Source organism: Aurantimonas aggregata (assembly GCF_010500835.1).
In the GTDB taxonomy this organism is placed as follows: Bacteria; Pseudomonadota; Alphaproteobacteria; order Rhizobiales; family Rhizobiaceae; genus Aurantimonas; species Aurantimonas aggregata.
Window position 1 is genome coordinate 68,962 of sequence record NZ_JAAAMJ010000005.1, and the last position, 12,530, is coordinate 81,491.

At 66.1% G+C, this 12,530-nt stretch carries 11 protein-coding genes; 8 read left to right on the top strand and 3 right to left on the bottom strand.

Annotated features, from left to right (window positions below; translation table 11 throughout):
* Positions 1-2: 2 nt before the first annotated feature.
* On the bottom strand, positions 3-1,388 hold the full coding sequence (locus tag GTW51_RS09270; protein ID WP_163043639.1) for a TrkH family potassium uptake protein: 1,386 nt from the start codon (positions 1,386-1,388) through the stop codon (positions 3-5).
* Between the two features lie 268 nt (positions 1,389-1,656).
* Between GTW51_RS09270 and trxB the strand changes: the two genes are divergently transcribed.
* The 7 genes from trxB (at position 1,657) to GTW51_RS09305 (ending at position 9,179) form a co-directional block, all read left to right on the top strand.
* Positions 1,657-2,628 carry a thioredoxin-disulfide reductase gene (gene trxB, locus GTW51_RS09275; protein ID WP_163043640.1) on the top strand — a complete coding sequence of 324 codons (972 nt, stop codon included), beginning with the start codon at positions 1,657-1,659 and terminating at the stop codon, positions 2,626-2,628.
* A gap of 54 nt (positions 2,629-2,682) precedes the next feature.
* Entirely contained in the window at positions 2,683-3,579 is an 897-nt protein-coding gene (locus tag GTW51_RS09280; protein WP_163043641.1) for a LysR family transcriptional regulator, read from the top strand.
* Between the two features lie 78 nt (positions 3,580-3,657).
* The gene (locus GTW51_RS09285; protein ID WP_163043642.1) at positions 3,658-4,461 is read left to right on the top strand and encodes a metallophosphoesterase; all 804 of its coding nucleotides are present in this window, start codon (positions 3,658-3,660) and stop codon (positions 4,459-4,461) included.
* Positions 4,462-4,771: 310 nt separating this feature from the next.
* A complete protein-coding gene (locus GTW51_RS09290) occupies positions 4,772-5,788 on the top strand; it encodes an SOUL family heme-binding protein (protein ID WP_163043643.1) in 1,017 nt (338 codons plus the stop codon).
* Positions 5,789-6,041: 253 nt separating this feature from the next.
* Positions 6,042-6,752, top strand: coding sequence for a hypothetical protein (locus GTW51_RS09295; RefSeq protein ID WP_163043644.1), 711 nt, complete (start codon positions 6,042-6,044; stop codon positions 6,750-6,752).
* 201 nt (positions 6,753-6,953) lie between these two features.
* Positions 6,954-7,868, top strand: coding sequence for a Gfo/Idh/MocA family oxidoreductase (locus tag GTW51_RS09300; RefSeq protein WP_343033980.1), 915 nt, complete (start codon positions 6,954-6,956; stop codon positions 7,866-7,868).
* Between the two features lie 42 nt (positions 7,869-7,910).
* Positions 7,911-9,179 (top strand): cytochrome P450, encoded by a 1,269-nt coding sequence (locus GTW51_RS09305; protein WP_163043779.1) that lies wholly within the window; start codon positions 7,911-7,913, stop codon positions 9,177-9,179.
* Here the strand turns inward: GTW51_RS09305 and GTW51_RS09310 are convergent.
* Together GTW51_RS09310 and GTW51_RS09315 are read right to left on the bottom strand one after the other, a co-directional pair.
* A complete protein-coding gene (locus GTW51_RS09310; RefSeq protein ID WP_163043645.1) occupies positions 9,169-9,516 on the bottom strand; it encodes a cupin domain-containing protein in 348 nt (115 codons plus the stop codon). The genes GTW51_RS09305 and GTW51_RS09310 overlap by 11 nt on opposite strands.
* 121 nt (positions 9,517-9,637) lie before the next feature.
* A complete protein-coding gene (locus GTW51_RS09315) occupies positions 9,638-10,915 on the bottom strand; it encodes an O-acetylhomoserine aminocarboxypropyltransferase (RefSeq protein WP_163043646.1) in 1,278 nt (425 codons plus the stop codon).
* Between the two features lie 203 nt (positions 10,916-11,118).
* On the opposite strand from GTW51_RS09315, the gene GTW51_RS09320 reads away from it, so the two are divergent.
* Positions 11,119-12,225: a Gfo/Idh/MocA family protein gene (locus GTW51_RS09320; RefSeq protein ID WP_163043647.1), complete on the top strand. Its 1,107-nt coding sequence runs from the start codon at positions 11,119-11,121 to the stop codon at positions 12,223-12,225.
* Positions 12,226-12,530: the final 305 nt, after the last annotated feature.

Sequence of the window (12,530 nt, forward strand, 5' to 3'; positions counted from 1 at the left end):
CCCTAGTCCATCCAGACGGACGGAAACAGCAGGATGAGGACCGTCACCAGCTCGAGGCGGCCGAGCAGCATCACCGCCGAGAGAACCCACAAGGCGGCGTCGGGCAGGCTGGCGAAATTGCCGGCGGGGCCGATGATCTGGCCGAAGCCCGGGCCGACATTGGAAATTGCCGTGAGGGAGCCGGAAAACGCCGTGATCAGGTCGAGGCCGATCATCGTCAGAAGCACCGTGCCCATCAGCAGGGTGCCGAAATACAGGAAGAAGAAGATCGTCACGGTCTGGATCGTCTGGGTCGAGATGTCGTCGTTGCCGTATTTCAGGCGGATGACGGAATGCGGCCGGACGAGGCGGCGGAAGCTGGCGCGCACGACGAGATAGAGGATGACGAGCCGGTTGGCCTTGATGCCGCCGGAGGTCGAGCCGGCGCAGCCGCCGAGGAAGGTCGCCAGGAAGAAGATCCCGATCGCCGCGTTCGACCAGAGCGTATAGTCGTCCGAGGCATAGCCCGTGGTGGTGATCACCGAGACGAGGTTGAAGGCCGACGAGATCAGCGCCTCGCCGAACGGCGTCTCGTTGATGATCCGGCGGGTCACCGCGATCGAGAAGCTGAGGACGAGGCAGGTCATCAGGAAGACGAGGATCTGCGGGTCGCGCCAGAGCTGGAAGCGGCGCGGCAGGAAAGCCTTGATGTAGACGACGAAGGGCAAAGCGCCGAGGATCATGAAAAGCGTCGAGGCAACGAGGATGCGGTTGTCCTCGAAGAACCCCATCGAGGCGTCGTGGGTGGAGTAGCCGCCGGTCGAGAGCGTCGTCATGGCGTGATTGATGGCGTCGAAGAAGCTCATTCCCAGCGAGGTATACGCCGCCGCGCACAGCATCGTCAGCGTGACATAGGCGGTGATCAGCCCGCCGGTCAGCTGGTTCACCCGCGGCAGCACCTTGTCCGACTTGTCGGAGCTTTCCATGTGGAACAGCGCCATCCCGCCGGCCTGTAGCGAGGGCAGGATCAGCAACACCATGCCGATGATGCCGATGCCGCCCAACCACTGCAGCAGCGAGCGCCACAGCAGGATACCGGGCGGCAGCGCGTCGAGACCGGAGATCACCGTCGACCCGGTGGTGGTCAGCCCCGACATCGCTTCGAAGAACGCTCCGGCATAGGTGACGTTGACCGAGGAGAAATAGATCGGCAGCGAGCCGACGACCGTCGCGAACAGCCAGACCGTGGTGACCAGCAGGAAGCCGAGGCGCGGCGTGAATTTCGGTCGCTCGCCGCGCGTGGCGACGGCGATCAGCACGCAGACCATGCCGACCATGAAGCCGGAGCCGACGAACACCCGCCAGTCGTCGTTGCTGTCGGCAAGATCGACGAGGGCCGGCAGCACCATCGCGGCAGCGAGGCCTAGCCCGAAGATCGAGGTGACGTGGGCGATAGTCCTGAGGATGGATCGCTCCCGCGGCGTGTCGAAGGCGCACCCGTTGCCGGCGCGATCGGCGCTCTTCTAGCGCCTCCCCCGCCCCTCGGCAATCGCCGCAAACGGGGTCGACGCCCTGTGCCCTCACCTGGGCTGCCGTGTTGCAGCCCGGCAACCCCTCGTCTATTGAACGGTCATGTTTGCGAGGCCATCTGCCAGAGGCCATCGAAGCGAGGCCACCATGACCGAACGCCATGCGGAAGTACTGATCCTGGGTTCCGGCCCTGCCGGCTACACGGCGGCGATCTATGCCGCCCGTGCCATGATGAAGCCGCTGCTCGTCGCCGGCCTGCAGGAGGGTGGGCAGCTCACCATCACCACCGACGTCGAGAACTATCCGGGCTTCGCCGATCCGATCCAGGGTCCTTGGCTGATGGAGCAGATGAAGGCGCAGGCCCTGCACGTCGGCGCCGAGATGGCGAGCGACCTGATCGTCTCGGCCGATCTGCGCCAGCGGCCGTTCCGGCTCATCGGCGATTCCGGCACCGTCTATACCTGCGACGCGCTGATCATCGCGACGGGTGCCCAGGCCAAGTGGCTCGGCCTGCCCAGCGAGAACACCTTCCAGGGCTTCGGCGTCTCGGCCTGCGCAACCTGCGACGGCTTCTTCTATCGCGGCAAGGACGTCGTGGTCGTCGGCGGCGGCAACACCGCCGTCGAGGAAGCGCTGTATCTGTCGAACATCGCCAGCAAGGTGACGGTGGTGCATCGCCGCGACGAGTTCCGCGCCGAGCGCATCCTGCAGAACCGGCTGTTCGCGACGCCCAATGTCGAGGTGATCTGGGACACCGCGATCGACGAGATCGTCGGGCAGACCGAGCCGATGAAGTCGGTCGAGGGCGTGCGGCTGCGCAACCGGGTTTCCGGGGAGATCGTCGAGCGCAAGACCGACGGCGTGTTCGTGGCGATCGGCCATGCCCCGGCGGTCGAGCTGTTCGTCGGTCAGCTGAAGCAGAAGCCGTCCGGCTATCTCTGGGTCGAGCCGGGCACGACGCAGACGTCGGTACCGGGCGTGTTCGCCGCCGGCGACGTGGCCGACGACGTCTATCGGCAGGCGGTCACGGCGGCAGGCCTTGGATGCATGGCAGCCCTCGAAGCCGAGAAATGGCTGGCGGCCCGCAACGCCGACGAGACCCGCGTCGCCGCGGAGTAGCACTCGCCGAAGGCGTTAAGCCTTCTTCCAAGGCCATTCGAGGAAAAACCACCCATGGCGCTCGATTGGGACAAGCTGCGGATCTTCCATGCTGCGGCGGAGGCGGGCTCGTTCACCCACGCCGCGGACGCGCTCAATCTGAGCCAGTCCGCGATCAGCCGGCAGGTCGCCGCGCTCGAGAACGAGATCGGCGTGCCGCTCTTCCACCGCCATGCCCGCGGGCTGGTGCTGTCCGAGCAGGGCGAACTGCTCTTCCAGACCGCCAATGACGTGCTCAAGCGGCTAGAGGCAGTGCGCGTCCAGCTCACCGAGACGCGCGAGAAGCCGACCGGCAAGCTCCGCGTCACCACCACGGTCGGCCTCGGCTCGGGCTGGCTGACCGAGCGGTCGAAGGAGTTCCTCGAGCTCTATCCCGAGCTGGAGTTGCAGCTGGTCTTCGACAACGAGGAGATCGACCTCACCATGCGCAAGGCGGACGCGGCGATCCGCCTGCGCCAGCCGCAGCAGCCGGACCTGATCCAGCGCCGGCTCTTCACCGTGCACCTGCACGTCTATGCGGCGCCTTCGTATCTCGCCCGCTTCGGCACGCCGGAGACGATCGAGGATCTCGACCATCACCGGATCATCACCTTCGGCGAGCCGGCGCCGAACTATCTGCGCAACCTCAACACGCTGGAGACGGTCGGCCTGCCCGAGGGCAAGTCGCGCAGCCCCATCCTGCAGATCAACAATCTCATGGCGATCCGCTCGGCGATCGAGAGCGGCATCGGCCTGGCGCTGCTGCCGGACTACATGGTCGACAAGCGCGCCAAGCTGGTCCAGGTCCTGCCGGAGATGGAGATGCCGACCTTCGACACCTATCTCTGCTACCCCGAGCAGATGCGCAGCGCCGCCAAGCTCAAGGTGTTCCGGGATTTCCTGATCTCCAAGGCCCGCACCTGGGCGTTCTGATCGCCGCGGCACGCCTCATCGTCGTACGGCGATCGCGACCGGATGGTCTGTCACGCCTCTGAACGGAGTGTTGTAGCGATGCCGACAGAGACACCCTCCCGGCTCATCGCCATCGGCGACGTCCATGGCGCGGCCGACGAACTGGCGATGCTGCTGGGCGGCCTCGACAAGGTCGCGCCGGACTGGCCGGTGTATTTCCTGGGCGACATCGTCGACCGCGGGCCCGACAGCCGTCGCGCGATGGACCTCGTCGAAGAGACCTTCGCCGCCCGTCCCGGCTCGAAGCTGCTGCTCGGCAATCACGACGACTGGCTGCTGCGCTTCCTGAACGACCGGCTGTCGCCGGAGGAGGCCCTCCACTGGTTCGCGCAGGGCGGCGCCGAGACGCTGAGCTCCTATGGCGTCACGCCAGGCGCAGGACTGACCGAGGCGCGCCAGCATGTCCTCGCGGACCGGCCGAGCCACCTGGGGCTGCTGAACGCTGCCTCGCTGCTGGAAAGCATCGGCGGCTTCGCCTTCGTCCATGCCGGCATCGATCCGCTCCGCCCGCTCGGCGAGCAGACGCGGCACGACTGCCTCTGGATGCGCGAGCCGTTCCTCGGCCATGTCGGGCGTCTCGACCATGTGGTGGTGCATGGCCATACGCCGCTGAAGGACGGCATTCCGGTCGCCACCGAGAACCGTATTTCGATCGATACCGCCGCTGTCTTGAACGGGGCGTTGACGGCGATCCTGATCGATACCGCCGACGGTACGATCGATTTCCTGCAGACCCGGAACGACGGAAGCGTCTCCGCGGTCGAGCCGCGTCGGCTGAACCGCGGCCTCGGCACGGCCGTGGACCGGAGGCGGAGCCCCGCTCGATCGTCGAACCCGCGCTGAGCGGCGGGGGAAACCACGCTGCAGGCAAAAAAAAGGGCGGCCCTAGGCCGCCCGAGTAAGGCTGGAGTATCAGGTCATGAAAAACCCGATGACCTGATAATGCGCTTACGCATCAATGGTTGCAGAGCTCGCCTACGAATTCGGATTCCGCTGTACGGACGGGCTGGCAGGACCAATTCGCCGACTGCCGATCGTTTGCAACGCAACCATCCTCATGGGTCGGCGTTATCGCGGGAAGCGCGCCGCACTGTCCCACCGCGAGGACGCGGTTTTGCCTGCGACCAAACGGAATGACTTCAGGAGTCCCACGATGTTTCGCGACAAGCCCAGCACCTACGACCGTCTTGCCGACACCCTAAGCGGCATCGGCGACCGCCTCGCGGAGCTCGAGGAGCAGGCCGTCGAGCGGTTCAATCCTGCGCCGAGCCGCGCCGAGCGAATCCGCCGCTCCATCTCGCGCAACATGCCCTTCCATCACGAGCCCACCGGCGTTGCCCGCTACCTGCCGGATTTCATGACGGCGTGGAGCATGCCCTCCACCAACGATGCGCGCCGCCACATGCTGTCGCTCCGCGACTCTGCGGGTGAAGGCGTCGACGATGCCCGGGGATATTTCGCTGATGCGCGCCGGCATCTGCCGGACATCCGCCTGCCCCGCTTTGCCAGCTTTCGCCGCGGCATGGAAACCGAGCGCGGCCTCGATTACCTGCGCAACCGTCCGGAGCTGACGGCTCTCCTCGTCGTCGGTGGTGCGGTCGCGGTTGTCGGCACCGCGTATTACGTGACCAAGAAGGTTCAGGACCACGCCGAGGAGCCCGACTACGACGTCGTGCGCGAGGACGGCACGATCGAGATCCGCGACTATGACGCCATGGTCGTCGCCGAGACGATCAAGAGCGGTTACCACGAGAAGGCCCGGCGGGCCGGCTTCGAGACGCTGGCCGACTACATCTTCGCCCGCAACCGCGAGGGCAAGAAGATCAAGATGACGACGCCGGTGCTGCAGCAGCTGGCCGAGGGCGATGGCCGGACCAAGGGCTGGGCAGTGCGCTTCGTCATGCCGAAGAAGCATACCCTGGCAAGCCTGCCCAAGCCGGCCGACAGCGACGTCACGCTGAAGGACATGCCCGCCCGGCGCATGGCCGCAATCCGCTTCTCCGGCAACTTTAGCGCGACGCTTGCCAGCAAGCAGCTGATGAACCTCTACAACTACCTTGCCGACAACAATCTGAAGCAGAAGGGCGACCCCCAATACGCCTTCTACAACCCGCCCTGGACGCCCGGCTTCATGAAGCGCAACGAGATCCTCATCGAGATCGAGCGCTGATCCAGCCTTTGGCTTCCCGAAAGGAAGCATCCTGACGAAGAATAACGAGGCCCGCTTCCCGGCGGGCCTTTTTCATGTCCGCCCGGGTTCGGAAGCTTGAAATTCGTTAGTTCGCGGACATCCGAAGATTCGTTAAAATTTTTCCCGTTAACCGGAAATCAAACATTGCTAATTGCTGATCCCCATTCTTCTTGCTGAATTGCCAGTCTCCACAGTTATATCGAAACAGTCGGTTTGACAGGAGACCAGGGCCTTGAAGATTTCCGTCGCGCTTGCCGCGACCGCTGTCGTCCTTTCGATCACACCGAGCTTGGCTGGCGGGCGGCCCACGGCCTGCTACGAGCCTGTGCGATCTCCGGCGCTCTATTCAACCGTTGCGGAAGACGTGCTCGTCCGGCCCGGCGGTGTGGTCTACGATGTCGTGCCCGCGCGATACGGCTACGCCACCCGGGAGGTTCTCGTGGAGCCGGAGCAGGTCACCAGCGAACGAATCCCGGCGGAATACACCACCGTCGCAAGGCAGGTACTGCTGCAGCCGCAGCAGGTCATCCGGCGCTCCGCCCCGCCGGTCTACCGCACCGTCGTCGAGACGGTGATGATCGAGCCCGCGCGCGAGACGTGGGAATGGCGCGTCATCAAGGGCAAGCGGGTCTATTGCCGGATCGTCCTGCCGGCCCGGTACGGCACGCGCGAGCGCACGGTCGTCGAGCCTGGCGAGAGCTGGGACGAGGTCATCCCGGCGGAATACGGTGTCGAACATGTGCAGGTGATGCTGGCACCAGAGCGCTATCGCCAGCACGTTATCCCCGCCCGCTACGAGACGGTTCGCGAGCAGGTGGTGATCGAGCCGGAGCAGACGATCGCGCGGGAAATTCCGGCGCAGTACGAGACGCGGCATCGCACCGTGAAGGTGCGCGAAGAGCGCGCTGGATGGCGGCAGGTGCACCTGCGCGGGTCCTGCTGAGCGAAGGCCGCCGACGCGATCCGCCGCGCAGCCAGGGAGTGATCGGCGCCTGCCGTCGACCAGCCTACCCATTGCCGAAGACGCCCCCGACTTCTAGAACCCGGCCTGAACCTGCCCTTCCCGCGTGAGGGTCGGGCGACGACGCCGGCCGGCCGGCGCACGAACGCGAACGGTTCGAGGGAAGACATATTGGAAGATACGGTGAGAATCGGCGTCATCGGCTGCGGCGTGATGGGCAGGAACCACGTCCGGGTGCTGGCCGACACGAAGGGCTTCGAACTCGTCGGCATCGTCGACCACAGCGTCGATGTTCGGGAAGCCGCGGCCAAGGCGAGTGGCGCGGCCGCCTGCGCCACGGTCGAGGAGCTCATCGCGCTCGGCATCGATGCCGCCGTCGTCGCGCTCCCGACATCGCTGCATCACGACGTAGGTGCGCAACTGATCCGGGCCGGCATCCACGTCATGATGGAAAAGCCCATCGCGCGGACCGTCGAGGAGGCCCACGCGCTGATCGCCCTGGCCGAAGCGCACGACCGCCGGCTGATGGTCGGTCACGTGGAACGCTTCAATCCGGCCATCGAGGGCCTGCGCCAGGCGATCGGCGACGAGGAGATCCTGTCCGTCGCCGTGACCCGCGTCGGGCCGTTTCCACCGCGCATCGGCGATGTCGGCATCGTCATCGACCTCGGCGTCCACGACATCGACCTGATCCGCTGGCTGACCCGCTCCGAGATCGTCGACCACCAGACCCTCGTCTCCCGCACGATCGGCGAGCACGAGGACATCGCCTTCATGCAGTTCCGGATGGCGAGCGGAGCGCTGGCCAGCATCAACACCAACTGGCTGACGCCGTTCAAGCAGCGGCGGATCGACGTTTCCACCCGCGGCCGCTTCATCAGCTGCGACATGCTGCTGCGGACCGTGTCGGAATTCTCGCGCTACCAGCCGGATGGCGGCTATCTCCACCGTAGCATCGGCATCGGCTTCCACGAGCCACTCAAGGCGGAATTGCAGGCATTCCGGGCGGCGATCCTCGGCACCGCCCCGGTCGCCGTCAGCGGCGCCGACGGCGCCCGCGCGCTGGAGATCGCGCTGACGTCCCTCGGCGATGCCTGAACAACCGGCCCAGGACGTGTGCTACGCGATGGGCCCGGGCTGATGCCGCCACTGCCGGACAGTTTCGGCGTGGCGGACGGCGTGCTCCGGCTCGACCCGCGCGATCCGGAGTTCTACCAGGACCCCTATCCGGCCTATGGCGAACTGCACCGCCAGGGCGGCATCGCGCGCTGGGCCGAGACCGGGTCGCTCGTCGTCGCCGATCACGGGACGGTCAGCGCCCTGCTGCGGGACCGGCGCTTCGGCCGGATCCTGCCCGCCGGCCTGGATGGCCGGCCCGACTACAGCGACAAGCCCCCGCACCTCGCCGATTTCTACGCCATCGAATCCCGCTCGCTGCTGGACCTTGAGCCGCCGACGCACACGCGCCTGCGAAGCCTCGTCACCCGCGCGTTCGTCTCGCGGCAGATCGAGCGCCTGGCGCCGCGGATCGGCGAGATCGCGAACGGCCTCATCGATCGGTTTGCAGCCGACGGCGAGGTGGAACTGGTCGAGGCCTTCGCGACGCCGTTGCCGGTGCGTGTGATCGCCGAATTGATCGGTGTCCCGGCCGCCGACGCGCCGCTGCTCGTCGACTGGTCGCACCGGATGGTGGCGATGTACCAGCTCGGCCGAACGTCGGCGGTGGAAGCCAGCGCCAATGCGGCTGCGCGCGACTTCGCCGCCTATCTGCGGGCGGTCATCGCCGACAAGCGCCGGCGACCGGCGGAGGATCTGGTCTCGGCGCTGATCGCGGCGGAGAGCGATGGCGGCCGGCTCGACGAGGCCGAGATGGTCGCGACGCTGGCGCTGCTGCTCAACGCCGGCCACGAGGCGACGGTGCATCAGATCGGCAATGCCGTGAAGGCGATCCTCGAGTCGCATCGGGAAGCTGCCGGGCTTTTCTCCAACGCTGATTCAACCGCCGTCACGGTCGAGGAATGCCTGCGCTTCGACACGCCGCTGCATCTGTTCGAGCGGGTGGCGCAGGAGCCGGTGACGCTCCGGGACGGCTGGCAGCTTCAGCGCGGCGACCGGATCGCCCTGCTGCTCGGTGCCGCCAACCACGATCCGGCGGTGTTCGAGCGCCCCGGAGAGTTCCTGGCTGGACGAGCGGCGAAGCCGCACGTCTCGTTCGGCGGCGGCATCCATTTCTGCATCGGCGCGCCGCTGGCGCGGCTGGAACTGGCGATCGCGCTCGAAGCGCTGTTCAAGCGGCTGCCAACCCTGTCGCTCGCCGCCACGCCGCAATACCGCGACAGCTGGCACTTTCGCGGGCTGGAGCGGCTGGCGCTTCGATTCCAGATTCAGGGAAGGCTGCTTAAACCTTGATAACGTAGTTCTTTCTGGTTGGCTCGACGACCGTCCAGCGGCCCTTGAAGCCGGGACGTATGACGAAGCTGTCGCCCGCCACGAGCTTGACCGGCTCGCCGCCCTCCTCGGTCAGCACCGAGACGCCTTCGAGGATGTGGAAGAACTCCCACTCGGTATAGTCGATCTCCCACTCGCCGACCGCCGATTCCCAGATGCCGGCGTAAAGGCCGTTGCCGTCGTCCTCGAGGTTCCAGGTCTTGTTGGTCGGTCGTCCGCTGCGGATCTTCTCCTTGGCGGGCGCGCCGTTCTCGACCGGCACCAGTGCCTTGTCGAAGCGGACGTAATGGTCGGTCATGGGTGTTTCCTCGTCGATTGCGGCCGGCCGGAGATCGGGTGGGTCGGTCGGGAAAGCAAGCCGCAATGCAAAGGGCCGGCCACGTGCAGCGGCCGGCCCCTTAATGAAAGCCGGAGCGTCGTCAGGCCTTGGCGAGCGCCTGGTCGAGGTCGGCGATGATGTCGGCGACATTCTCGATGCCGATCGAGAGGCGCACCACGTCCGGCCCGGCGCCGGCGGCGATCTTCTGCTCGTCCGCAAGCTGCTTGTGGGTCGTCGAGGCCGGGTGGATGACCAGCGAACGCGTGTCGCCGATATTGGCGAGGTGCGAGAACAGCTCCAGCGCCTCGACGAAGGTGACGCCGGCCTCGAATCCGCCCTTCAGGCCGAAGGTGAAGACCGCCCCCGCCCCCTTCGGCGAATATTTCTGCATCATTGCGTGGTTGGGGTGATCGGCGAGCCCGGAATACGACACCCAGCTCACCTTCTCGTGGCCCTTGAGATGCTCGGCGACCGCCAAGGCATTGTCGCAATGGCGCTGCATCCGCAGCGGCAGCGTCTCGATGCCGGTCAGGATCATGAAGGCATTGAAGGGCGAGATCGCCGGGCCGAGGTCGCGCAGGCCCAGAACCCGGCAGGCGATGGCGAAGGCGAAATTGCCGAAGGTCTCGTGCAGGACGATGCCGTTATATTCCGGCCGCGGCTGCGACAGCATCGGATAGCGGTCTGTCGCCGACCAGTCGAACGTGCCGGCGTCGACGATGGCGCCGCCCATCGAGTTGCCGTGGCCGCCCATGAACTTGGTCAGCGAATGGACGACGATGTCGGCGCCATGCTCGATGGGCCGGCAGAGATACGGCGTCGCCATGGTGTTGTCGACGATCAGCGGAATGCCGTGCTTCTGGGCAATGGCCGCGATCGCGGCAATGTCGACGACGATGCCGCCGGGATTGGCGATCGACTCGATGAAGATTGCCCGGGTCTTCTCGGTGATTGCCGCCTCGAAGCTTTCGATATCGTCCGGATCGGCCCATTTCACCCGCCAGTCGAACGACTTGAAGGCGTGGCCGAACTGGTTGATCGAGCCGCCATAGAGCTTCCGCGAGGCGACGAACTCGTCGCCCGGCTGCATCAGGCTCTGGAAGATGATCAGCTGCGCCGCATGGCCGGAGGCCACCGCGACGGCGGCCGTGCCGCCCTCGAGCGCGGCGACGCGTTCCTCCAGGACAGCCTGGGTCGGGTTCATGATGCGGGTGTAGATGTTGCCGAACTGCTGGAGCCCGAACAGCGAGGCCGCATGGTCGACATCGTCGAAGACGAACGACGTCGTCTGGTAGATCGGCGTCGCCCGCGCGCCGGTGGTGGGGTCCGGCTGGGCACCGGCATGGATGGCGAGCGTTTCGAAACCTGGTCCTGACATTGCGTCTCTCTCCCCTTCCTGCCTGATCCGCGGCGTCTGACCGGGCGGCAGCGTTTGCTTTGGACAGGGAATAACACGCCGGAGAGGACGTCGCGAGGCATGGCGCGGTGCGATTGCCCGGCGCCGCGATGCGTCTGTCTTGCAACGGAACCTGCCGCCGCAACATTCCTCCGACGACTGACAAGAAAATGATAGGAACAGCGATGCCGAGCCCCGAGGGAAAGATCCGCTACGCCGTGGTGGGCGCCGGATGGATTGCGCAGGGCGCGTTCATGCCGGGCGTCGGCCAGACGGCCAACTCGGTGCTGGCGGCCGTCGTCACCGGCGACCCGGAAAAGGCCAAGGGCCTTGGTCAACGCTACGGCATCAAGGGCTATGGCTACGAGGATTATTCCGCCTTGCTGGCCAGCGGCGAGGTGGACGCCGTCTACATCGCGACCCCGAACTTTCGGCACCGCGAGTTTGCCGAGCCGGCGCTGCGGGCAGGTATCCATGTGCTCCTCGAAAAGCCGATGGCGGGCAGCCTCGCCGATGCCGAGGCCATAGCGGCCGCCGCCAAGGAGTCGGACGCGAAGCTGATGGTGGCCTATCGCCTGCACTGCGAACCGGGGACGCTCGCCATCGTCGAGGCGATCCGCGCCGGCGAGATCGGCACGCCGCGCTTCTTCACCTCGACCTTTTCCCAATGCGTCAAGGCCTCGAACCACCGCGCCCTGAACGGCTACTGGGCCGGCCCCGTGCCCGACATGGGCACCTACCCGATCAACGCCGTCCGCAATTTCTTCGAGGCCGAGCCGACCCGCGTCATGGCGTTCGCTTCGAGCGTGCCCGAGCGCGACCTCGGCTGCGACGACACGGTGAGCGTGATCCTCGGCTTCCCAGAAGGGCGCAGCGCCAGCTTCACGGTGAGCTATTCGGCCGAGAACATCGACCGGTTGCATGTGGTCGGCAGTGACGGCGTCATCGAGGCCTCGCCAGCTTTCGGATTCGGAGACGGCACCTCGATCGACTTCCGCCTTACGAAGGATGGCGAGATGGAGGAGCGAAAGGCGCCGGTGGTCGATCATTTCGGCGGCGAGACCGCCTATTTCTCGGACTGCATCCTGAACGACCGCGAGCCGGAGCCCGACGGCGAGGAAGGCCTTCTCGACATGATCGTCCTCGATGCCATCGAACGGGCGATCGAAACAGGCGAGCCGCAGGACCTTGCGCCCCGCACGCGCCGGCGCCGCATCGGTGAGGACCAGGCTCGCGCACTGCGGCTGGCGCCGACACCGGACTTCGTCAACACCGAAGTTCCGATGGAGTAGCGCACGCTCTCACGGTTTCCCGGATTACTCCCCGCATCAGCAATGCCGGCAGTTATGAAAGGCGTGGCGCCTTCGCCTCCTGCGTGCAAGGTGGTCAGCCTGCACGCCATCGAATATGCGACGATATCGCGGCAATGACGACCGTGACGGACTGCGCTCCGGTGCCCGGAGATTCTTCGCGCGGCAGCACGCCTCATCTTCCCGAGGCGATCGTCCGGAAAAGTGACCCAACACTTCGTTCAGACGCATGATCTATAGCCGGCGACGGATGAAGACAGCCGCTGTCGCCGCGATGACGCGCCAGG

Bases quoted from the DNA above. Each gene is read 5' to 3' on its own strand.
- GTW51_RS09270 (WP_163043639.1), bottom strand. From the start codon at position 1,388: ATGGTGCTGCCGGCCCTCGTCGATCTTGCCGACAGCAACGACGACTGG.
- trxB (WP_163043640.1), top strand. From the start codon at position 1,657: ATGACCGAACGCCATGCGGAAGTACTGATCCTGGGTTCCGGCCCTGCC.
- GTW51_RS09280 (WP_163043641.1), top strand. From the start codon at position 2,683: ATGGCGCTCGATTGGGACAAGCTGCGGATCTTCCATGCTGCGGCGGAG.
- GTW51_RS09285 (WP_163043642.1), top strand. From the start codon at position 3,658: ATGCCGACAGAGACACCCTCCCGGCTCATCGCCATCGGCGACGTCCAT.
- GTW51_RS09290 (WP_163043643.1), top strand. From the start codon at position 4,772: ATGTTTCGCGACAAGCCCAGCACCTACGACCGTCTTGCCGACACCCTA.
- GTW51_RS09305 (WP_163043779.1), top strand. From the start codon at position 7,911: ATGCCGCCACTGCCGGACAGTTTCGGCGTGGCGGACGGCGTGCTCCGG.
- GTW51_RS09310 (WP_163043645.1), bottom strand. From the start codon at position 9,516: ATGACCGACCATTACGTCCGCTTCGACAAGGCACTGGTGCCGGTCGAG.
- GTW51_RS09315 (WP_163043646.1), bottom strand. From the start codon at position 10,915: ATGTCAGGACCAGGTTTCGAAACGCTCGCCATCCATGCCGGTGCCCAG.
- GTW51_RS09320 (WP_163043647.1), top strand. From the start codon at position 11,119: ATGCCGAGCCCCGAGGGAAAGATCCGCTACGCCGTGGTGGGCGCCGGA.